At 70.1% G+C, this 19,547-nt stretch carries 21 protein-coding genes and 1 tRNA gene; 13 read left to right on the top strand and 9 right to left on the bottom strand.

What is annotated here, in order from left to right; genetic code table 11:
• The first annotated feature begins 41 nt into the window (after window positions 1-41).
• The 4 genes from lpdA (at window position 42) to IC605_RS20200 (ending at window position 2,973) form a co-directional block, all read left to right on the top strand.
• Window positions 42-1,445: a dihydrolipoyl dehydrogenase gene (gene lpdA / locus IC605_RS20215; protein WP_216328354.1), complete on the top strand. Its 1,404-nt coding sequence runs from the start codon at window positions 42-44 to the stop codon at window positions 1,443-1,445.
• Between the two features lie 53 nt (window positions 1,446-1,498).
• Window positions 1,499-2,185 (top strand): hypothetical protein, encoded by a 687-nt coding sequence (locus tag IC605_RS20210; RefSeq protein ID WP_216328352.1) that lies wholly within the window; start codon window positions 1,499-1,501, stop codon window positions 2,183-2,185.
• Window positions 2,182-2,823, top strand: a complete 642-nt coding sequence (locus IC605_RS20205) for a hypothetical protein (RefSeq protein ID WP_216328349.1) — start codon at window positions 2,182-2,184, stop codon at window positions 2,821-2,823. Before IC605_RS20210 ends, IC605_RS20205 begins: the two co-directional genes overlap by 4 nt.
• Window positions 2,824-2,896: 73 nt before the next feature.
• A tRNA-Arg gene (locus IC605_RS20200) sits at window positions 2,897-2,973 on the top strand.
• 87 nt (window positions 2,974-3,060) lie between these two features.
• On the opposite strand, the gene IC605_RS20195 is transcribed toward IC605_RS20200, so the two are convergent.
• Window positions 3,061-3,426 carry a DUF1499 domain-containing protein gene (locus tag IC605_RS20195; RefSeq protein WP_216328347.1) on the bottom strand — a complete coding sequence of 122 codons (366 nt, stop codon included), beginning with the start codon at window positions 3,424-3,426 and terminating at the stop codon, window positions 3,061-3,063.
• A gap of 163 nt (window positions 3,427-3,589) precedes the next feature.
• Between IC605_RS20195 and IC605_RS20190 the strand changes: the two genes are divergently transcribed.
• Together IC605_RS20190 and IC605_RS20185 are read left to right on the top strand one after the other, a co-directional pair.
• On the top strand, window positions 3,590-3,763 hold the full coding sequence (locus IC605_RS20190) for a hypothetical protein (protein ID WP_216328345.1): 174 nt from the start codon (window positions 3,590-3,592) through the stop codon (window positions 3,761-3,763).
• 27 nt (window positions 3,764-3,790) lie between these two features.
• The gene (locus tag IC605_RS20185) at window positions 3,791-4,021 is read left to right on the top strand and encodes a hypothetical protein (RefSeq protein WP_216328343.1); all 231 of its coding nucleotides are present in this window, start codon (window positions 3,791-3,793) and stop codon (window positions 4,019-4,021) included.
• A gap of 61 nt (window positions 4,022-4,082) precedes the next feature.
• Here the strand turns inward: IC605_RS20185 and IC605_RS20180 are convergent, their stop codons facing one another.
• Window positions 4,083-4,322, bottom strand: coding sequence for a hypothetical protein (locus IC605_RS20180; RefSeq protein WP_216328341.1), 240 nt, complete (start codon window positions 4,320-4,322; stop codon window positions 4,083-4,085).
• A 132-nt stretch (window positions 4,323-4,454) separates the two neighbouring features.
• Window positions 4,455-5,318 (bottom strand): peptidoglycan-binding domain-containing protein, encoded by an 864-nt coding sequence (locus IC605_RS20175; RefSeq protein ID WP_216328339.1) that lies wholly within the window; start codon window positions 5,316-5,318, stop codon window positions 4,455-4,457.
• Between the two features lie 108 nt (window positions 5,319-5,426).
• Between IC605_RS20175 and trmH the strand changes: the two genes are divergently transcribed.
• The 3 genes from trmH to IC605_RS20160 all read left to right on the top strand — a co-directional run bounded on the left by trmH (window position 5,427) and on the right by IC605_RS20160 (window position 8,300).
• A complete protein-coding gene (gene trmH, locus IC605_RS20170) occupies window positions 5,427-6,077 on the top strand; it encodes a tRNA (guanosine(18)-2'-O)-methyltransferase TrmH (protein ID WP_216328337.1) in 651 nt (216 codons plus the stop codon).
• A gap of 71 nt (window positions 6,078-6,148) precedes the next feature.
• Window positions 6,149-6,952 (top strand): TerC family protein, encoded by an 804-nt coding sequence (locus IC605_RS20165; RefSeq protein ID WP_216328335.1) that lies wholly within the window; start codon window positions 6,149-6,151, stop codon window positions 6,950-6,952.
• A 103-nt stretch (window positions 6,953-7,055) separates the two neighbouring features.
• On the top strand, window positions 7,056-8,300 hold the full coding sequence (locus IC605_RS20160) for a 2,3-bisphosphoglycerate-independent phosphoglycerate mutase (protein ID WP_216328333.1): 1,245 nt from the start codon (window positions 7,056-7,058) through the stop codon (window positions 8,298-8,300).
• Between the two features lie 61 nt (window positions 8,301-8,361).
• Here the strand turns inward: IC605_RS20160 and IC605_RS20155 are convergent, their stop codons facing one another.
• Window positions 8,362-8,889 (bottom strand): P-loop nucleotide/nucleoside kinase family protein, encoded by a 528-nt coding sequence (locus tag IC605_RS20155; protein WP_216328331.1) that lies wholly within the window; start codon window positions 8,887-8,889, stop codon window positions 8,362-8,364.
• 151 nt (window positions 8,890-9,040) lie between these two features.
• Between IC605_RS20155 and IC605_RS20150 the strand changes: the two genes are divergently transcribed.
• Window positions 9,041-9,568, top strand: coding sequence for a HEAT repeat domain-containing protein (locus IC605_RS20150; protein ID WP_216328329.1), 528 nt, complete (start codon window positions 9,041-9,043; stop codon window positions 9,566-9,568).
• A gap of 165 nt (window positions 9,569-9,733) precedes the next feature.
• On the top strand, window positions 9,734-12,181 hold the full coding sequence (locus IC605_RS20145; protein ID WP_216328327.1) for a transglycosylase domain-containing protein: 2,448 nt from the start codon (window positions 9,734-9,736) through the stop codon (window positions 12,179-12,181).
• Between the two features lie 15 nt (window positions 12,182-12,196).
• On the opposite strand, the gene IC605_RS20140 is transcribed toward IC605_RS20145, so the two are convergent.
• Window positions 12,197-13,168 (bottom strand): phosphotriesterase family protein, encoded by a 972-nt coding sequence (locus tag IC605_RS20140; protein ID WP_216328325.1) that lies wholly within the window; start codon window positions 13,166-13,168, stop codon window positions 12,197-12,199.
• A 197-nt stretch (window positions 13,169-13,365) separates the two neighbouring features.
• Here IC605_RS20140 and IC605_RS20135 point away from each other — a divergent pair, with 197 nt between their 5' ends.
• A complete protein-coding gene (locus tag IC605_RS20135) occupies window positions 13,366-14,637 on the top strand; it encodes a hydroxyacid-oxoacid transhydrogenase (protein WP_216328323.1) in 1,272 nt (423 codons plus the stop codon).
• A gap of 6 nt (window positions 14,638-14,643) precedes the next feature.
• Here the strand turns inward: IC605_RS20135 and IC605_RS20130 are convergent, their stop codons facing one another.
• The 3 genes from IC605_RS20130 to IC605_RS20120 are packed head-to-tail and all read right to left on the bottom strand — an operon-like array spanning window position 14,644 to window position 16,065.
• The gene (locus IC605_RS20130; RefSeq protein WP_216328321.1) at window positions 14,644-14,988 is read right to left on the bottom strand and encodes a YraN family protein; all 345 of its coding nucleotides are present in this window, start codon (window positions 14,986-14,988) and stop codon (window positions 14,644-14,646) included.
• Between the two features lie 10 nt (window positions 14,989-14,998).
• Complete coding sequence (locus tag IC605_RS20125) at window positions 14,999-15,667, bottom strand: HAD family hydrolase (protein WP_216328319.1); 669 nt, start codon at window positions 15,665-15,667, stop codon at window positions 14,999-15,001.
• Window positions 15,664-16,065 (bottom strand): putative dsRNA-binding protein, encoded by a 402-nt coding sequence (locus IC605_RS20120; RefSeq protein ID WP_246581102.1) that lies wholly within the window; start codon window positions 16,063-16,065, stop codon window positions 15,664-15,666. The genes IC605_RS20125 and IC605_RS20120 overlap by 4 nt, the downstream gene beginning before the upstream one ends.
• 105 nt (window positions 16,066-16,170) lie before the next feature.
• Between IC605_RS20120 and IC605_RS20115 the strand changes: the two genes are divergently transcribed.
• A complete protein-coding gene (locus IC605_RS20115) occupies window positions 16,171-17,442 on the top strand; it encodes a uracil-xanthine permease family protein (RefSeq protein WP_216328317.1) in 1,272 nt (423 codons plus the stop codon).
• A 71-nt stretch (window positions 17,443-17,513) separates the two neighbouring features.
• Here IC605_RS20115 and uvrB read toward each other — a convergent pair whose 3' ends face one another.
• Window positions 17,514-19,529, bottom strand: coding sequence for an excinuclease ABC subunit UvrB (gene uvrB, locus IC605_RS20110; RefSeq protein ID WP_216328315.1), 2,016 nt, complete (start codon window positions 19,527-19,529; stop codon window positions 17,514-17,516).
• Window positions 19,530-19,547 lie beyond the last annotated feature (18 nt).

Here is a 19,547-nt window from a genome sequence, read left to right as displayed (position 1 = left end):
ATGTTACTGGCGCCCTCCCGCACTCGCTTTAGACTGCCCGCATGACAAATGCTTATGACTTTGACGTGCTCGTGATCGGCGCGGGTCCCGGCGGCTATCACGCGGCGATCCGGGCGGCCCAGCTCGGCCTGCGGGCGGCGTGCGCCGAGCGCGAGGCGGTGGGCGGCGTGTGCCTGAACATCGGCTGCATTCCCACCAAGGCGCTGCTCCACGCGGGCGAGCAGGTTGCCGCCGCCCGCCACGCCTCCGACTTCGGCCTGACCTTCGGCGAGCAGAAGCTCGACGTGGCGAAGCTCAACGGCTGGAAGGACGGCATCGTCAAGAAGCTCACGGGTGGCGTGGCGGGTCTCTTCCGCGCGAACAAGGTGACCCACCTCGTCGGCCAGGCGAGCTTCGTGGACCCCCACACCGTCAAGGTGGGGGACAAGACCTACACGGCGGCGAACGTCATCATCGCCACCGGGAGCGAGCCCGCCAAGATTCGCGGCCTGGACGTGGACCAGCAGTCCATCGTGGACTCGACGGGGGCGCTCAACGTGCCCGATCCCATCCCCGCCCGGATGCTGTGCGTGGGCGGCGGCGTGATCTCCTTCGAGTTCTCGCACATCTACAACAACCTCGGCTCGAAGGTGAAGATCATCGAGTTCCTGCCGACGATCATCCCCGGCGCGGACGCCGACGCGGTGCGCGAGTTCGGCAAGTCGATGAAGAAACAGGGCATCGAGTTCGAGACCGAGACGAAGGCGAACTCCGCGGTCAAGAAGGACGACGGCGTTCACGTCGAGATCGAGAACGTGAAGACGGGGGAGAAGCGCACCGAGGTCTTCGACCGCGTGCTCGTCGCCGTGGGCCGCCGCCCGCGCCTCGACGGCCTGAACCTGGAGGTCACGGGCGTGGCGCAGAACGAACGCGGCTTCATCCCCGCCGACGAGCAGCAGCGCACGAACGTGCCCCACATCTTCGCCATCGGGGACGTGGCCGGAAACCCCATGCTCGCCCACAAGGCGATGAAGGAGGGGGTGGTGGCCGCCGAGGTGATCGCCGGGAGGCCCGCCGCGCAGGATGCGGTCGCCATCCCCGGCGTCGTGTACACCAGCCCTGAACTCGCCTGGGTGGGTCTGACCGAGGGGGAGGCCCGCGACAAGGGCTACAACGTCCGCACCGGCGTCTTCCCCCTCAGCGCCTCGGGCCGCGCGATGACCCTCCAGCAGACCGACGGCTTCGTGAAGATGGTCGTGGACCACGACACCGACCTGCTGCTCGGCGTCCATATCGTCGCCGCGCACGGCAGCGACATGCTGGGGGAGGCGAGCCTCGCGCTGGAGATGGGGGCGACCGCCACCGACGTGGCCCTGACGATCCACGCCCACCCCACCCTCGGCGAGAGCGTGCTGGAGGCCGCCGAGGCGGTGCACAAGCAGGCCATCCATATCGTGAACCGCTGAGCGCCGCACATTCGCCCACAGGTGGCCCCTTCATCGCGTACGGTGAGGGGGCCATGAAGATTGCGCGAAAACAAACCCTCACCCTGCTGGTGGTCAGCGGGTTGGGCGTCTCCCTGCTGACCGCCTGCCCCGACCCGACCCCTTACCTGCCGCCGACGCAGCTCAACTTCCAGTTCCCGGCGCTGAACGACACGGCGGACGTGAAGGTCGCCGCTGTCGCCTATCTCGGCGATTCGGTCAACGTGGTGGGCCAGGGCTACCTGACGGGCCCCGGCACGGCGACCCTCTCCCTGTGGGGCGACACGCTCAAGACGCTCGCCGCCGATCCCCGCTGCACCACGCCCTTCCTGACGGGCGAGGCGGCGGACAAGCGGGAGGTCACGGTCACGCCGAACACCGCCAGGACCTGCAACGTGTACTTCCTCGTCTTCCGGGACGCGAACCGCGACGGCAGGCCCACGGCGGAGGAGGAGCTGTACAACACCCACGACCTCTACAGCTTCGCCTCGGAGGCTTTCAGCTACCGCTTCGTGAGCCCGGACGGCCGCAGCACCGAGACGGGCACGCGCACCGCCGGGTGGTCGCTGGTGCGCCACCTCGTCCTGCAACCCTCGGCCACGCCGGACCGCTACCTCGTGACCATGAACAGCGTCCCGCAGGCCGACGAGGCGCTGACCCTGCGGATGCACGAGCCGACCGACTACTTCACCAGCCAGGGGCTGACCGGAGGCCGGAAGTGAAGCGTTCGAGGATGATGGGCCTGCCCCTGCTTGCCCTGCTCGCGGCCGCCCTGACCGCCTGCGGGAGTTCGTCGTCCTCGACCGGGGGCCGCCCGCCGCTGCCTTCCGGAGTGGAGGTCCGGCACCCTGCCGCCCCCATCGGGGGGACCGTCTACCTCAACCTGCTCACCGAGTCGGGCGAGAGCGTGTTCCAGCAGGCGGTCACGGCGGGGGCCACGAGCACGGCGGTGAACGTGAATCCGGCCTCCTGGCAGGGGCCCGTGAGTCTCGCGCAGCCGGTGGAGAGCCTGCTGCCTGCGGGCGCCGAGGGCGTGCAGGTCAGCGCCCCGGGCACCCGCGTCCTGTTTCTGCGCTGGCTGATGTGGCAGGACCGCAACAGCAGCGGCACCCGCGACCCCGGCGAGGCCCTCGACCTGATGACCCACGACCGGGTGGTCTACGCCGCCGGGGCGGTGAACGTCTCCTTCACCACCGCCGAGCCGAAGATGCTCCAGCGCTGGCAACTGGGCCAGGGCTGGGGCCGCGCGGAGCACTTCGTCTACCTGCCGCTGGGGAGCGACACCTACCGCCGCAGCCTGGAAAGCCAGGGCCTGCAACGCTACGAGCTGCACGTGCCGACGCCGATCACGAGCCAGTGAGGGGAGGGATGTCCCGCGCCCCGTGGCCGGAGGTTCCTGACCGTTTCCTCCCTGCTATACTCCCGGCTGCTACGCACTCGTAGCTCAGTCGGATAGAGCGGGGGACTCCTAAGCCCTAGGCCACTGGTTCGATTCCAGTCGAGTGCACCAGAGCAGAGGCGGCAGGACGGTGGTTGTTCGGACCACGCCCTGCCGCGCCTCTTGTGCTGACAAGCGCCTCCGGTGTGGGCCGGGGTGTCACTGCCGTTTGAACCTCGCGTCCAGGGCCGCCGTGAGCTTTTGCCGCATGTAGGCCGCCGCCGGGCTGGTGCTGATCGCCACCGTGGCGAGGGTGCTGTCCCCGGCCACCGCCACCATGACGGTCATCCCCTCCGGAACGCCCGCGTTCGGGCCCGACGGGACCACCCGGGGGTCGCGGGCCTCCGCCTTCAGGTAGCCCTCGTCGCGCTCCACGATGTTCCAGCCTCCCGGCGCCCGCCGGTCCGCCGCCACGGTCTGGGCGACCGTCGCCAGCACCTGCGCCTGCGAGGCCACGTAGGTCACCGGGGGCTGATACCGGGGCGCACAGGACGCCAGCAGCGCCGGGAGCAAGAGCCCCCTCATCCTTCCTCCGGGCTGGCGGCCCCGCGTGGTCGTCTCGTTCTCCATGCCGCACCTCCCCGGTCAGGGTAACGGTCGGGAGCCGCTTCGGTTCCTCGTCCCCTCTCGTTCCGAACCTTGAGGCCCCGCTCACCCGCCGCACGTCGCGGCGGCGCACCATGCCGACATGAGCCACAAGGACAACTACAACCAGGGCGACCGCGACCACAGCCGCAACCCGGGCGCCAACAAGGGAAGCGCCGACGAGAAAAGCGGCGACGGGCGGCGCAACGGCAGCCAGAGCGGCGCCGGAGGGGGCGGGAAAGGCAGCGGCGACAGCAAGGGCAACGGCAAGGGCTGAGCGCAGTCACCCCTCCCGGAGGTCAACATGACGGGCGATGGACCGAACGAGCAAAAGCAGCACGCGGACGTCGGGGATGTGCCCGCCGCCGACGCCAGCGACCTGAGCCAGCAGGAGATGGCCGAACTGAACGCACGTCCCGGTCGCGGGGCCCGAGAGGTCGCCGGGGCCGAACCCTCCGACGACTTTGTGTTCGGGCACGTCAAGGGCGACGACGCGCAGGGCCCCGATCTGCCCACCGAAACCCGGCAGGAGTGAGGAACAGCGTGAGCACACGGGCCCCGACGAAGCTGTCGGGGCCCGTCGCTCTTTCAGGAGGCTAGCGAACAGCGCCCGGCGGCAGGCTGGTCAGGTGGAAGGAGCCCGCCGCCGGGTCCGCCTGCGTGATGCGGAAGGGCCAGGGGCCATACTCGGTGTTCAGGAGCACCTGCCCGTCCCCGGCGGCGGCGCGGCGCAGGGCCGCGAGATCCTCCCCCGTCACGCTGCCCGCGATGACGATGAAGTGCTGCTGCTCGTGTCTCACGTCCCCCACCACGATCCGGCCCCGGAGTTTTTCCATGCCCCCAGGGTACCCCCTGCTGACCCGCGTTCCCAGGGTTTCCGGAGAGGCCCGCGGAGGGTGAGGCGCAGGCCGCAGGAAAAAGCCCCACCCGGTCGTCCTGGGCTGGGGCCTTCTCCGGCCGGATGGGTTCTAGCGGATCGCGCTCGCAGGAAAGGTCCGGGCGGCCTCGCTGAAAAGGAGGTTCCAGGTCGCCCCGTCCACCCGGCCCGTGACGGGCAGCCCGTTGGAGCCCTGGAAGGCGCGCACGGTGGCGGCGGTGACCGGGCCGTACCAGCCGTCGCCGCGACCGCCGCCGCTGGGGCGCGTGAGGGCGATCAGGCGGTTTTGCACGGCCGCGACATCCGCGCCGTTTTGCCGCTGGGCTTGCAGTTGCAGCGTCCGCCGGAAGGGCACGGGCGCGAGGGTCCCGGCGGAGCTGGCCGGGGCGGACGCCTGCGGCGGCGGGGGGGTGCGGGCCGGGGCGGCGGGCGTGGTGGGCTGGGGGGTCACCTGGGACGCGGGCCTCGCCGGGGTGGTGGGGGCGGCCGGGGGAGGACGCTGCACGCTCACGCCCGCCTGGGGGGCGAGAGATGGCGTCACCGAGCCCGCATTCCCGTTGCCCGTGTCGGCCCCGCTGTTGGGGGGCAGGTCGAGATACACCAGGGTCTGCGCGCGGCCGTCGGGGTCGGGCTGGACGCGCACGTAGACGTAGCCGCCGGGCGTCCGCAGCCAGTTGTAGACGCTGCGCTGCTCGTCGCGGCTGCGCCACACGCCGTAGAGGTCGGCGCCCAGGGCCGAGCCGAGCCGCACCCGCACGCCCTCGACGGTGCCGCCCGCCCCCACGCACTTCTTGTCGGGGGTGCCGATGCGGGCGAAGCTCGCCGGGCAGTTGCGCAACACCCCGTCGAGGGCCTGAGCGACGCGCGTGGTGGCCCGCTCCACGTCCCCCGCGCCCGGGGCGGCGAGGGCGGGGCAAAGCAGTAGGGCGGCGAGGAGGAGCAGGGCGAGCCTCATAGGGGTAGTGCTAGCACGCGCAACCTGACGGATGCTGAGGCCCCGCCCCGGCAGGATTGAGGCTGCCGTCGTCTGTGCCTTCCCATCCCTGCGCTACCCTGCCCCCTGATGACCCCCGAGCGGTACGAGAAGATTCGCCGCGTCCTGAGCAGACGCCAGCCCACCCTGGGCGTGCTGATGGACGAGGTGCACAAGCCTCACAACTTCAGCGCCATCCTGCGCACCTGCGACGCGGTGGGGGTGCTCACCGCCCACGCCGTCCCCCCGAAGGGCGGGGCCCTGCCCACCTTCGACGCCACGAGCGGCAGCGCCCACAAGTGGGTGGCGGTCCGCAAGCACGCGGACGCCGTGAGCGCCGTGCGCGAGTTGCAGGCGCAGGGCGTGCAGGTCCTCGCCACCCACCTCTCGCAGCGCAGCCTCGACTACCGCGAGCCCGACTACACCCGCCCGACCTGCGTGCTCCTCGGGGCCGAGAAGTGGGGGGTGTCCGACGAGGCGGCGGGGCTCGCCGACGCGAACATCGTCATCCCCATGTTCGGCATGGTGCAGAGCCTCAACGTCTCGGTCGCCGCCGCCACCATCCTCTTCGAGGCCCAGCGCCAGCGCCTCGTGGCGGGGATGTACGACGCGCCGCAGCTTTCTCCGGAGGAGCTGGGCCGCCTCGCCTTCGAGTGGGCCTACCCCGACCTCGCCCCCGGCCTCCGCGAGCGGGGCGAGCCCTACCCGGCGCTCGACGGGGCGGGGCAGATTCTGCGCTGAGGGCCGCTTTGCATTCCGTGTGTTCCGTGCGCCCCATCCCGGCCGGGGCGGGCGGGTAGACTGCCCTGATTATGTTCGGACTCGAAATGCCCCCCCTCAACGCCGAGACCTGGGCGATCCTCGGCACCCTCGTCCTGCTGGAGGGCCTGCTCTCGGCGGACAACGCCCTCGTTCTGGCGGTGATGGTGCGCCACCTCGCCACCGACCTCCAGCGCAAGGCGCTCGCCTACGGCATCGGCGGCGCGGTCGTGCTGCGCATCCTGGGCGTGCTGCTCGCCTCGTACGTGCTGGAATACTGGTGGCTGCGCGCCTTCGGGGCCCTGTACCTCGCCTACCTCGCCCTCAGCCACTTCGTCAAAAAGGGCCACGGGGACGCCGGGGGCGTGGGCGGCACCAGGGGCCGGGGCTTCTGGGCGACCGTCGTGCTGCTCAACCTGACCGACCTGGCCTTCAGCGTGGACTCGATCCTGGCGGGGGTGGCGCTGATCCCGCGCGACATGCCGCCCCAGCAGGGCCTGACCATCGTGGTGATCGGCGGCATCATCGGCCTGATCCTGATGCGCTTCGCGGCGACGATCTTCCTCAAGGTGCTCAACCGCTACCCGGCGATGGACAACGTGGCCTACGCGCTGGTGGGCTGGATCGCCGTCAAGCTCGGCATCGAGACGCTGGAGGCCGCCCACGAGGTCTTCCCGGCGGTACCCACCTTCCACCTGCCGCAGACCCTCTTCTGGACGGTGATGGCCGCCATCGCGGTGATCGGCACCTTCCTCGCCACCCGCAAGCCTGCCATGTCCGAGGCGCAGGCCGAGGCCGAGGCCCACCGAGAGGGCGTGGACCTCCTCGAGACCGACGAACAGCTCAAGCAGGGCTGAAAGCCTTATTCTCTGCGCCTGCGCCGGCCTCCCCTGTCGTTCAGGACGGGGGACCGGCTGTTTTTTGGGGGGCGTGCGCGGACCCGGGCGTAGACTGGACGCCATGAGCGACCTGATCGACACGATCCGTCCCCTCGCCAAGAAGACCGACAGCAAGATCCTGATGGTCGTGCTCGACGGGGTGGGCGGGCTGCCCCTCACGGTGAACGGCGAGAGCGAACTCGCCTCCGCGCGGACGCCCAACCTCGACGCGCTGGCGGCGCAGGCGCAGCTCGGGCTCGTCGAACTCGTGGGCGCGGGCATCACGCCGGGGAGCGGCCCGGGGCATCTCAGCCTCTTCGGGTACGATCCCCTGAAGTACGTGGTGGGGCGCGGGGCGCTCTCGGCGGTCGGCATCGGCGTGAGGCTGAATGCCGGGGACGTGGCCGTGCGCGGCAACTTCGCCACGCTGGGCGCCAACCGGGTGATCGAGGACCGCCGCGCCGGGCGCCCCTCCAACGAGAAGAACGCCGAGATCGTGGCAAAACTCCGCGAGGCCATCCCCGAGATCAACGGCACCCCGGTCGAGGTCTACACCGAGAGCGAGCACCGCTTCGTGGTCGTCTTCCGCTCGCGCGGGCTCGACGAGGCGGGGCAGGGGCTCGGCGCGAACATCAGCGACGTGGACCCCCAGGTGACGGGCGTCCAGCCCATGCTCGCCGTCGCCGCGGACACGACGAGCGCCCCCACCGCCGACCTCGTGAACGCCTTTGTCCAGCGTGCCGAGGCGGTCTTGCAAGGCGAGCCGCAGGTCAACGGGGTCCTTTTCCGGGGCTACAGCGACGTGCCGCACTTCCCCAGTTTCGCCAACATCTACGGCCTGCGCGCGGCGTGCATCGCCTCCTACCCGATGTACCGGGGCCTCGCCAGCCTCGTCGGCATGGACATCCTGCCTGTCGAGGGCGAGGAGGACGCGCTGGAGGGCAAGGTCGCCGCCCTGACCGAGAACTGGGCCAAGTACGACTTCTTCTACTGGCACGTCAAGAAGACCGACTCGACCGGCGAGGACGGCGACTTCGCCGAGAAGGTCCACAAGATCGAGCTGTTCGACGAGCTGCTCCCGGACCTGCTGGCCCTGAAGCCCGACGTGATCTGCGTCGTGGGTGACCACTCCACGCCGAGCAAGCTGAGGAGCCACTCCTGGCACCCGGTCCCCCTCCTGATCCACAGCGACTACGGCCGCAAGGACCTCGCCGCGCGCTACACCGAGGAGGAGGCGCAGAGGGGGAGCCTGGGGCTGAGGCGCGGCACCGACCTCATGCCGCTCTTGATGGCGAACGCGCTGAAGTTGCAGAAGTACGGGGCGTAACACAAGCGGCCAGCTTCCAGTCGCCAGCAGGAGGGGAAGAGTTCCGGGTGGGGCCTTCCCCTCAGCCGTTGTGCCGGACCCACCGGGCGAGGTCCGGCAGGTCGAGGGGCGTGGTCGTGTCCACCCGGAGCAGTGCGGCGTCCAGCGCCAGGGGAGACCAGCAGGCGTTCCCCGGCAACTCCGCATGGTCGAACGGCAGGTCGATGTGGGGCCGGGCACCCGAGGCCACCCGTTCGGCGTGTCGCCGCTTCAGCTCGGGGAGGGGTGCCTCGCAGAAGAGTTGAACGACCCGCGCGGCATGAGGGTCGGCCAGTCGTTCGATCTTCGGCTCGCTCAGCCCCAGATAGAAATGCGTCTCCAATACCACGCTCCCGCCCGCCGCGAGGATCACGCCCGCCACGTGGTACATGATCCCGAAGCTCAGCGGTCCCGCCTGCGCCCGCGTCAGCTCGGGGAGATGGTCGTGCAGGAGCTGCTTGTACTCGTCCTTGCTGACGAACGGCCACCCCAGTTCCCGCGCCAGCCGCGAGCCGAGGTGCGTCTTGCCGGAGGCGGGCAGGCCCGAGACGAGGAGAAGGGTGGGGGACATGGGGGGAGTGTAGGGCGGCGCTGCTCTTCGGCGCAGAGGAGGGGACGCGCGCTGTAACGTGGAGAGACGTTCAACCCGGTGGACGACGGGCGGTCAATGTGAGGGGCTTTCCAGGGGATAACTGCGGCCCAGGTGTGAGGAGAAACGCTGCATGGTTGCAGATCGGCAAACGACGCTGGACCGCCTCGCACGGCTGCTTGAGGCTGCGGCCACAGGCAATCCTGCTGAAGAGTGGAACGCCCTCTGGCCCGCAGTGCATCAGCTCGCCGAGGGGCAGGACGGCGACCTCCTGCCCCACCTGAGCCGTGCCCTCCAGCATCCTGATGGGTTCATTCGCCTGGGTGCGCTGGAGCTTGTTGGGTTTCACTACGACCTGGCAGACGCCGCCGAACTGCTCGGGCAAGTCCGTTTCATGCTGCTTTCGGACTCACGTGAGGATGTACGCCTGGCCGCTGCCGCTGTCCTTGGCGTACAAGCAGACGCGTGGGATGATGCTCTCGTTCGGGCCTTGACAGATGATCTGGACGAGGATGTTCGCCGGGTCTCCTTCGAAGCGCTCTTGAAATTGTTGAGACTGGGACCTGGCCCGGAAGCCCGTTGGCTGAGCGAGGTTGGTGACGGACACCTCGTGCCGACTCTCGATGCTCTCCGTGCCATAGCTGCTCGCTACGACCTCTGATTGTCCCGCGTTAACCCCCGCCTAACCCCCCTCCCTCATTCTTCCGGCGGATGACGCGCCCTCCCCATCCCCCTACCCTGGGCGGTGAGATGTTCGCCCCCGCCCCTCCTTCCACCGTGACCCGTGCCCCGGGTCGTCACATCAAAGGCCGGTAGAGTGAGAGCCATGCGGTTTTTCACTGGCCTCGGTGTGCTGCTCCTGCTCGGAACGGCGGGGGCGGGCGGCCTGTGGTGGATGTGGGGGCGCGACCTGCCGAGCGTGGGGGACCTCGACGTGCTGGAGTTCAGCGGCCAGACCCGCGTGTACGACCGCACGGGCAAGCTCGTGGGGACGCTGACGCCCACCCTCGGCAGCGGCGAGAGCGTAAACCGTCACCTCCTGCAACTCGGCGAGATCAGCCCTCCCCTCCAGAAAGCCATCGTGACGAGCGAGGACCGCCGCTTCTTCGAGCACCACGGGGTCGATTACATCGGGATCGCGCGCGGGCTGCTCAAGGGCCTGCTGAAAAACGACCTGGAGGGCGGTTCTTCCATCACCCAGCAGGTCATCAAGAACACGTTGCTCGCCGACCTGAAGAGCGCGCGAACGCCCGAGCGTAAGTTCAAGGAGGCTGTCCTGGCCTACCAACTGGAGCGCAGCTTCAACAAACAGCAGATTCTGAACGCGTATCTGAACGTCATCTACTGGGGCGACGGGGGCCGCAGCGACATCGTGGGGGCCGAGACCGCCGCGCGGGCGTACTTCAAGAAGAGTGCCTCGGACCTCAACCTCGCCGAGAGCGTGTACCTCACGACCCTGGTGCCCGCGCCCAACAAGCGGTACAAGGATTTCAAGGCGTACCGGCCCCTGATGCGCGACCTCCTCGACCGCATGGTGGAGGACGGGCGGGTGACCCGCGGGCAGGCGAACGTCGCGTGGCGCACGCCGATCTACCCGGCGGGCTGGCGCATCGGCTGGAACAGCGACGGCACCGTGCGCTCCGCCGTGCTGGAGCGGCCCGGGAGGTTGCAGGAGAACATGCCCCGGCCCCCCGTGCAGTCGGCCTTCCACTACCTCCAGGCGGTCGAGCGCGAACTGATCCCCCTGATCGGGCGCAAGGCGCTGTATGGCGGCGGCAAGGTCTTCACCGGGATGGACCTCCAGGCCCAGCAGAGTGCCGAGCAGGCCAGCCTGAACGCGCGGCTGCCGGAGGGCGCGACCCTCGGTATGGCGCTCGTGAACCCGGCGAATGGGGAGGCGCTCGCGCTCGTCGGGCAAAAGCTCACGGGCGGGCGCCCGGGCGACTGGAACAACGCGACCCAGGCGCGGCGGCAGGTCGGCAGCTCGATCAAGCCGCTCCTGTACACCCTCGCGCTGGAGAAGGGCTGGAAGCAGAGCGACGTGGTGCTCGATTCTCCCATCGTGGGCGACTACCAGCCGCAGAACTACGACGGGCGCTGGACGGGCCGCTACGTGACGATGCGCTACGCCCTCGACCACAGCCTCAACCTCCCCACCGTCCGCATCGCGCAGGAGATCGGGCTGAACACCTTCGAGGCCAAGCTGCGCGACCTGGGCCTCAATCCTCCCGCAAACGCGGGCCTGCCCCTGAGCATCGGGACGCTGGAGGCGAGCCCGCTTCAGATGGCCGCCGCATACGCCACGTTCGCCAACGGCGGGCTCTACTACGCGCCCTCCCTGGTGCGGCGGGTGGAGGACGGGCGCGGCCAACTGCTCTACACCCGCCCGACGCCGCAGGCCAAACGGGTCTGGGACGCGCGGACGGCGTGGCTGGGGCTGGACATGATCCGGGGGGTGGTGAACGACCTCACCGAATACCAGGGCGGCCTCGCCACCCGCGCGCAGATTCCCGGCTGGGACGTGGGCGGCAAGACGGGCACCACGAACGACGTGAAGGACCTGTGGTTCGCGGGCGTGACGCCCCTGGTCGCGGGCGCCGTCTGGGTCGGCAAGCAGGCGGGCGGGCCGCTCCCGAACTGGGCCTACAGCGGCGAGATTCCCACCCCGGTCTGGCAGCAGGCGGTCTCGGGCGCTCTCGCCGGGCGGTCCCGGCAGGCTTTCCGCGAGCCCGGCGGCGTCACCTACCGGGTGGTGCGGCAGGTCGAGATGGCCTTCCGCGAGGAGGAGGCGGATGCCGAGCAGGTGGCCCACGACGGCGGCCGTCAGGAGAGCGGGGGAGGCGGCTTCTTCGGCAGGCGCAACCGCTACACGGCCCCGACCCCCCAACCCCAGCCCGAGATCGTTACCGAGCCGCCCGTGGTCGAGGTGCCCGTCGAACCCGTTCCCCAGGAGGAGGTGCCCGTCGGCGAGCCGCCCACCGACGAGAGCTTCACCGGGGATCAGGGCGGCTTTGACAGCGGCCCCCCGGTGGATGTGCCCTTCCCGGAGGAACCCGAGCCCCAACCCGAGGAGAACCCGCGCGTCGAGCAGGGGCTTTCCGAACCGGGCCTCACCGAAACTCCCGAGGCGCTGCCGCCGACCGAGCCCGAGCCGTTGCCTGAGGTCACGCCCGGTGAGGAAGGCACCCCCGGCGACTTCTCCCCGCCGCCCGACGGCTTCTTCCAGAACGGCGAGGACGGAAGCGGCGGCCAGGACGCCCCACCCACGTACTGACCCTCCGGTCCCCGGCTAGCCGAACACCCGCGCCGGGTTCCCGACCGTCATCTGTTCAATCTGCGCGCGGGTGATGCCCCGGCGCTCCAGTTCGGGCAGGATGTCGTCGAAGAGGTGCAGCGGGTGCCAGTCCTTGACGGCGGGCAGCAGCATCTCGGGCATGGGAATCGGGCGGCCCAGCCAGTGCCAGATGCTGTCGTGCGAGAGCAGGATGCGGTCGGCGTATCCGTCGCCCAGCAGCGCCTCCAGCACCCGCAGCCGGTCGCTGTCGAGCGGCATCCCCACGATGCCCTGGAGGCCGATACGGTCGAGGGCGATGTTGACCCCGTGCCGCAGCGTCTCCCGGTGGTAGTCGGGGTCGGTGTTGCCGTCCATGTGGCCGATCATGACGCGGTTCGGGTCGGCGCCCTCGCCCACCAGGAGTTCGGCCTGCTGCGGTCCCTGCGTGCCCTCCTGCGTGTGGGTGATGATGGGCACGCCCGTCTCGCGCTGCACGCGGGCCGCCGCCTGGAAGAAGACCCGCTCGTAGGGGGTGATCTCGTCCCGGCTGCTCGCCAGCTTGAGGACGCCCGCCCGGATGCCGGTTCCCCCGATGCCCTCGGTGACCTCGCGGAGCATCATGTCGTAAACCTCCTCCACGCCCGCGCCCAGAGAGAAGCGGAACTTGAAGTAGGTCGTGCCGCCCTCCCCCTCGTAGTAGTAGCCGCTGGAGCAGAGGATGTTCAGGCCGGAGCGCTCGCTCACCTCGCGCAGGAACAGGGGATCGCGCCCGCACTCGTTCGGGGTGGCGTCCACGACGGTCCTCACGCCCCGCGCTTTGACGGCCTCGGCCATCTGGAGGCACTGGGTCAGCACGGCCTCCCGATCAAAGCCTCCGAGGGTCACGTCCCCCTGGTAGCCGGGGTAGCCGAAGATCACGTGCTCATGGGGCAGGGTCAGGCCGAGTTGATCGGCCTCGACGGGTCCGGTGACGGTCTGTGCGCTCATGGATTCGCTCCTGGGGAAAGGGATGGGGACGGACGCTCGCCGCCCGTTCGGGTGCCTGCCTGTGGAATGGGGCTCATCTTAACGCCTCGTCCGGGGGCGTCCAGCCGCACGGTTGAGCCGTGCCGGGGCGGGTGTTAGGCTGCCCGGACTTCAAAAGGACGATCTGGCTGGAGTTTGTCTCCGCCTGGAGGTGACGCATGACGGCTGGCGAACACGAGACGATCTTCACCATCGAGGCCACCCCCGTGAAGTTCGGGGCGGGCGCCGCGCACGACGCCGGGTGGGAACTCGCGCGCCTGGGCGTGCGCCGCGCCTTCGTGGTGGTGGACCCGGGGGTGCGGGGGGTGGCCGGTCCGATCCTGGAAAGCCTGCGCGCGTCCGGTGCCGATCTCATCGAGTGGGACGACGTGGAGACCGAGCCGAGCCTGGACGCGTTAAACCGGGCGGTGGCGGCCGCGCGCGAGGCCAACCCGGACGGTTTCGTCGCCATCGGCGGGGGCAGCGCCATCGACACGGCGAAGGTCGCCAACCTCCTCACCACCCACGGCGGCGAGATCATGGACTACGTGAATCCGCCCGTCGGCGGCGGCAGAAAACCGCCCTCGCCCCTGCGCCCCCTCCTCGCCCTCCCGACGACCGCGGGCTCGGGCTCCGAGGCGACGACGGTGGCGATCCTCGACCTGCCGGAACTGGGCATCAAGACCGGCATCAGCCACCGCACCATGCGCCCGACACAGGCCATCGTGGACCCGGAACTCACCCGCTCGGCGCCGGGGGCCGTCATCGCCTCGGCGGGGCTGGACGTGGTGTGCCACGCTGCCGAGAGCTTCCTGGGCCGCCCGTACACCAGCCGCCCCCGGCCCGGTAGTCCCGACGACCGCCCGCCCTATCAGGGGAGCAATCCGGTCGCCGACCTCTGGTCCGCGCAGGCGATCCGCTACGGGGGCGAGTACCTGCGCCGAGCTGTTCACGACGCGGACGACGTGGAGGCGCGCGGCTTCATGATGCTGAGCGCGACGATGGCGGGGGTCGGCTTCGGCTCGGCGGGCGTCCACATCCCGCACGCGTGCGCGTACCCGCTGGCGGGCCTCAGGCACGTCTACCGCCACCCCGGCTACCCCGGCGGGAAGGTCTTCGTGCCCCACGGCTTCTCCGTGATCGTGACCGCCCCCGCCGCCTTCCGCTTCACCTTCGACGCCGATCCGGAAAAGCACGTGCGGGCCGCGAGTTTCCTGACGGGCGAGGCGTACAGCCCGGACGACCGGGAAGCGTTGCCGAACGCCCTGATCTCGCTGATGCGCGACGTGGGGGCGCCGAGCGGCGTGCGCGAACTCGGGTACGCCGAGGCCGACATCCCCGCGCTGGTAGAGGGGGCCCTCAAGCAGCAGCGCCTCCTCGCCGTCGCGCCGAAGGTTCCGAGTGGAGACGATCTGGCGCAGATTCTCCGGGACTCGATGGTGAACTGGTAGCCCCGGCTACGCGCCGTCCAGCGGGATCAGCGTGACCCTCCCCGTCTGCGCCGCGCCGTCGATGGTCAGCACCTCCAGGCGGCAGGGGAGGTCGTCGCGGCCATGCTCGCGGGTGAGGTAGGTCAGGGCGGCGCGGTGCATCAGGGCGAGCTTGCGCGCGGTGACGCTCTCGGCGGCGCCCCCGAAGCGGGCGTTCTTCCGCTGCCGGACCTCGGTGAAGACGAGCGTCTCGCCCTCGCGGGTGATCAGGTCGATCTCCCCACCCGGCATACGGTAGTTGCGGGCCACGACCTCCCGCCCCAGGGCTTGCAGATACGCGGCGGCCCGGTCCTCGGCGTCGGCGCCCTTCAAAGCTGGACCTTCAAGCCAGCCATTCGCGCCAGCGGGTGAAGTCGGGAACGGTCACCGTCGCCCCCGCCGCGAGCAGGACCTCGGAGGAAGCCGTCGTCGTCAGCGCCACGACCGTGCAGCCCGCGCCCGCCGCGCTCCTGACCCCATTCACCGCGTCCTCGTGGGCGAGGCAGTCTTTAGGATCGAGGCCGAGCAGCGCCGCCCCCCGCTCGAAGGGCTCGGGGTGGGGCTTGCCGCGCGTGACGTGTTCGCCCAGCACGCGCGGCCCGAAGCGGTGCCCGACGCCCAGCGCCTCCATGCCGAACTCGACGTTCACGGCGTCCGCGCTGGTGACGAGGGCGAAGGGGACGCCGCGCTCCTCCAGCGCGTTCAGGTACTCGCCCAGGCCCGCGACTTCCCGGAGCTGCCCGCGCGCCAGGTCCCGGTAACGGGTCTCCTTGGCGACGTGGAAACGCATCGCCAGGTCCGCGTCGGGTGCCTTTCCGGTCAGCCGCTCGATGATCTCGGGGTTGCGCCCGCCGTCCACCTTGGTGTCGAGGTCGTGGGGGCTGAGCGTCAGGCCGAGCAACTCGGCGGCGACCTCCTGCCAGGCCTGACGGTGCCAGGGGTTGTTGCTCATGAGCACGCCGTCCATGTCGAACAGGACGCCCGCCGGGCGGGTGGGGAGCTTGAGGCTCACCCTTCCCCCGGCCCGTGCCCGAGGTCGGCGAGGAGGTCGCGGTAGAGGCGGGCGGCCTCGCGGCGCACGTCGTCGAGCGCGGCGTCATCGTCCGCGAGTTCGAGGGCCACCTCCAGCGCCTCGGCGAGGACGGGGGCGTAGATGGGCCACGCGCCGCTTCCCTCCGCTGTTCCCGGCCCGGCGTCCAGCGCCGCCAGGGCCGCCTCCGCCGCCGCGCGCTCGGCCTCGCGTTTGCTGCGGCCCTCGCCCTCGCCCAGCACGCGGCCCGCCGCCGTCACCGTCGCGTGGAAGGTGAGGTCGTGGGGCGGGCCCTCCGAGGTGGCGTCGAAGGTCGGCGTGCCCAGCCCCAGCGCCGCGAGGCGCGCGATCAGGTCCCCCTTGGGATTGATGCCCGTCATGCCCGCCAGCGTAGCGTGCCCGGGGTCGCGGTGCCCGGCCTCACGTCCAGCCCGCCCGCCTCTGCCCCGAATCGGCAGGGGCTATGCTCGCCCACTGGAGGCCCCATGACCCAGACTGCCGACCCCGCCCCGCCCTCCGCGCCGACTCGCCCGGAGCGCCGCCTCGTGCTGGGCCTCCAGCATTCCATCGCCATGTTCGGCGCGACCGTCCTCGTGCCCATCCTCGTCGGCCTCTCGCCCAGCGTGGCCCTCTTCGGCGCGGGGGTCGCCACCCTGATCTTCCACCTCCTCACGGGCGGGCGGGTGCCCATCTTCCTGGGGTCGAGCTTCGCCTTTATCGCGCCCACCACCCTGGTCGTCAGGGAATTCGGGCCGGGTGCGGCGGCGGGCGGGCTGATCGCCGCCGGGGCGATGTACCTGCTCTTCAGCGGGCTGGTGAAGTGGTTTGGCACGAACCGCCTCTTGCAGGTGTTCCCGCCCGTCGTCACCGGCCCCGTCATCATCGTGATCGGGTTGGGGCTGTCGAACGTGGCGGTGGGCCAGGCGAAGACGAACTGGTGGCTGGCCCTCGCCACCCTCCTCGCCGCCGTGGTCGCCAGCGTGTTCGGGCGCGGCCTTTTCCGCATGATCCCGATTCTGGTCGGCGTGGTCGTCGGGTACCTCGTCGCGCTCGCCGCCGGGCAGGTGACCCCGGACGCCCTCGCGGCCATCCGCGCCGCGCCCCCGCTCGGCCTGCCGGACTTCCACGCCCCGACCCTCGACTGGCGGGCGGTCGCCATCATCGCGCCGGTCGCCGTCGTGACCTTTATCGAGCATGTGGGGGACGTGATCGTCAACGGGCGGGTGGTCGGGCAGAACTTCCTGCAAAACCCGGGGCTCAGCCGCACCCTCTTCGCGGACGGCATCGCCAACATGAGCAGCGCCGCGCTCGGCGGCCCGGCGGCGACCACCTACGCGGAGAACACGGGCGTGCTGGCCCTCACCCGCGTCTATGACCCCGCCGTGCTGCGGATCGGGGCCGTGTTCGCCATCCTCTTCGGCTGCTCGCCCAAGCTCGCCGCCGTGTTGCAGAGTCTGCCAGCGGGTGTGCTGGGCGGCGTGTCCATCCTCCTTTTCGGGATGATCGCTTCCGTGGGCATCCGCACCCTGGCCGAGGCGCGGATCGACTTCGCGCACTCGCGCAACCTGATCGTGGTCAGCCTGATCCTGGTGCTGGGGCTGGGCGGGGCGGCCTTTCCCATCGCGGTGGGCGGGACGACCCTGACGCTTTCCGGCATGGCCCTCGCCGCCGTCGTCGGGATCGTCGCCAACCTCGTGCTTCCGGCGCAGCGGCGCGAGGTGGACGGGGCGGAGGAGGGAGGGCGGGTCTTGCACTGAACGTCAGGCAGAACACGGGGCCGCTCCGGTGGGATGGAGTGGCCCCGTGGGCTTGCGGGTGGTCTGTGGTCCTACCGCCGCCCCTTCCTGCGCACCTTCTGTCCCGGCACCGTCGCCTGCTTGAACTCCTTGCCCTGAAGTCTCGCCTCGATGGCGCGAATCTGGTCACGCAGGCTCGCGGCCCGCTCGAAGTCGAGGTCCTCGGACGCCTGCCACATGTCGAGTTCGAGTTCGGTGAGCTGGGCGGTCAGGGCGTCACGGTCGTCGCCGACGCTCTCGGAACTGATCTCGTCGGGCGTTTCCTCCCCGCGAATCACGTTGCGCACTCCCTTGACGACCGTGGTGGGCGTGATGCCGTGCGCCTCGTTGTACGCGATCTGCTTCTCGCGGCGGCGGGCCGTCTCGTCCATCGCGCTTCTCATCGCGGGCGTCATCTCGTCGGCGTACAGCACAACCTCGCCGTTCAGGTTGCGCGCCGCCCGCCCGATGGTCTGGATCAGCGCCCGCTCGCTGCGCAAGAACCCCGGCTTGTCCGCGTCGAGAATGGCGACGAGCGACACCTCCGGCAGGTCCAGCCCCTCGCGCAGCAGGTTGATGCCCACCAGCACGTCGTAGTGCCCCAGCCGCAGGTCGCGGATGATGACCTGCCGCTCCACCGAGTCGATGTCCGAGTGCATGTAGCGGGTCCGGACTCCCTTTTCGAGCATGTATTCGGTCAGGTCCTCCGCCATCCGCTTCGTCAGGGTCGTGACGAGGGTGCGCTCCCCCTTCGCCGCCCGCGCGCGCACCCGGCCCAGCAGGTCCTCGATCTGGCCCTTGATCGGGCTGACGGTGACGGGTGGGTCCACCAGCCCGGTCGGGCGGATGATCTGGTCGGCCACGCCGTCGCTCACCTCGCGCTCGAAGGGGCCGGGGGTGGCGGAGACGAAGACGGTCTGCCCGGTCTTCTCCAGGAACTCCTGGAAGTTCAGCGGGCGGTTGTCCATCGCGCTGGGCAGGCGGAAGCCGTAGTCCACCAGCGTCTGCTTGCGGGCCCGGTCGCCGTTCGCCATCCCGCCGATCTGTGGCACCGTCACGTGCGACTCGTCGATGAAGGTCACGAAGTCGTCCGGGAAGTAGTCGAGCATGGTGTACGGCGTGGCCCCGGGAGTGCGTCCGTCGATGTGCCGCGAGTAGTTCTCGATGCCCGAGCAGTAGCCCAGCACCTTGAGCATCTCCAGGTCGTAGAGGGTCCGCTCCTTGATCCGCTGGGCTTCGAGCAGCTTGCCGACACTCTTGAAATATTCGAGCCGCTCGTCCAGCTCCTGCTGGATCGTCACGATGGCCCGCTCGATGTTCCCCGCGCTGGAGACGTAGTGCTTGGCCGGATAGACGATGGTGGCGTCGAGGTCAGCCAGCTTGTCGCCCGTCACCGGATGCACGACCTGAATGCGGTCCACGTCGTCGCCCCACAGTTCGACCCTCAGCGGCTGTTCGTCGTAGCTCGGCCAGACCTCCACCGTGTCGCCCTTGGCGCGGAAGCGGCCCGGCGCCATCTCGAGGTCGTTGCGCTCGTACTGCATAGTCACAAGGCGGCCCAGAATCTCGTCGCGGCTCACCTTCTCGCCCACTTTCAGGATCAGATTCAGCGCCCGGTACTCGGCGGGGTCCCCCAGGCCGTAGATGCACGACACCGACGCGACCACGATGGTGTCCCGGCGGGTGAGGAGGCTGCGGGTGGTGGAGTGCCGCAGCCGCTCGATCTCCTGGTTGATGGAGGCGTCCTTTTCGATGAAGAGGTCCTTGCCGGGGACGTAGGCTTCCGGCTGGTAGTAGTCGTAGTAGGAGATGAAGAACTCGACCGCCGCGTCGGGGAAGAACTCGCGGAACTCGGCGGCGAGCTGGGCGGTCAAAATCTTGTTGGGGGCCATGATCAGCGCGGGGCGGCCCGTCTCCTCGATGACCTTCGCCATCGAGTAGGTCTTGCCCGTGCCCGTCGCGCCGAGCAGCGTCTGGAAGCGCAGGCCCGACTCCAGGCCGTCCACCAGACTGCGAATGGCGGTCGGCTGGTCTCCGGAGGGCGTAAAGTCGGACTTTACCCGTAGCATCCTTTTATTTTACGCTGA

Source organism: Deinococcus aestuarii (assembly GCF_018863415.1).
GTDB lineage: Bacteria > Deinococcota > Deinococci > Deinococcales > Deinococcaceae > Deinococcus > Deinococcus aestuarii.
This window is presented reverse-complemented; position numbering and strand designations above follow the sequence as displayed.

What these genes read in the sequence shown, in the direction of transcription:
- IC605_RS20185 (WP_216328343.1), top strand. Translation starts at nt 3,791, where the DNA reads ATGACGGGCGATGGACCGAACGAGCAAAAGCAGCACGCGGACGTCGGG.
- IC605_RS20165 (WP_216328335.1), top strand. Translation starts at nt 6,149, where the DNA reads ATGTTCGGACTCGAAATGCCCCCCCTCAACGCCGAGACCTGGGCGATC.
- lpdA (WP_216328354.1), top strand. Translation starts at nt 42, where the DNA reads ATGACAAATGCTTATGACTTTGACGTGCTCGTGATCGGCGCGGGTCCC.
- uvrB (WP_216328315.1), bottom strand. Translation starts at nt 19,529, where the DNA reads ATGCTACGGGTAAAGTCCGACTTTACGCCCTCCGGAGACCAGCCGACC.
- IC605_RS20140 (WP_216328325.1), bottom strand. Translation starts at nt 13,168, where the DNA reads ATGAGCGCACAGACCGTCACCGGACCCGTCGAGGCCGATCAACTCGGC.
- IC605_RS20210 (WP_216328352.1), top strand. Translation starts at nt 1,499, where the DNA reads ATGAAGATTGCGCGAAAACAAACCCTCACCCTGCTGGTGGTCAGCGGG.
- IC605_RS20160 (WP_216328333.1), top strand. Translation starts at nt 7,056, where the DNA reads ATGAGCGACCTGATCGACACGATCCGTCCCCTCGCCAAGAAGACCGAC.
- IC605_RS20175 (WP_216328339.1), bottom strand. Translation starts at nt 5,318, where the DNA reads ATGAGGCTCGCCCTGCTCCTCCTCGCCGCCCTACTGCTTTGCCCCGCC.
- IC605_RS20150 (WP_216328329.1), top strand. Translation starts at nt 9,041, where the DNA reads ATGGTTGCAGATCGGCAAACGACGCTGGACCGCCTCGCACGGCTGCTT.
- IC605_RS20190 (WP_216328345.1), top strand. Translation starts at nt 3,590, where the DNA reads ATGAGCCACAAGGACAACTACAACCAGGGCGACCGCGACCACAGCCGC.
- IC605_RS20195 (WP_216328347.1), bottom strand. Translation starts at nt 3,426, where the DNA reads ATGAGGGGGCTCTTGCTCCCGGCGCTGCTGGCGTCCTGTGCGCCCCGG.
- IC605_RS20115 (WP_216328317.1), top strand. Translation starts at nt 16,171, where the DNA reads ATGACCCAGACTGCCGACCCCGCCCCGCCCTCCGCGCCGACTCGCCCG.
- IC605_RS20135 (WP_216328323.1), top strand. Translation starts at nt 13,366, where the DNA reads ATGACGGCTGGCGAACACGAGACGATCTTCACCATCGAGGCCACCCCC.
- IC605_RS20180 (WP_216328341.1), bottom strand. Translation starts at nt 4,322, where the DNA reads ATGGAAAAACTCCGGGGCCGGATCGTGGTGGGGGACGTGAGACACGAG.
- IC605_RS20145 (WP_216328327.1), top strand. Translation starts at nt 9,734, where the DNA reads ATGCGGTTTTTCACTGGCCTCGGTGTGCTGCTCCTGCTCGGAACGGCG.
- IC605_RS20155 (WP_216328331.1), bottom strand. Translation starts at nt 8,889, where the DNA reads ATGTCCCCCACCCTTCTCCTCGTCTCGGGCCTGCCCGCCTCCGGCAAG.
- IC605_RS20120 (WP_246581102.1), bottom strand. Translation starts at nt 16,065, where the DNA reads ATGACGGGCATCAATCCCAAGGGGGACCTGATCGCGCGCCTCGCGGCG.
- trmH (WP_216328337.1), top strand. Translation starts at nt 5,427, where the DNA reads ATGACCCCCGAGCGGTACGAGAAGATTCGCCGCGTCCTGAGCAGACGC.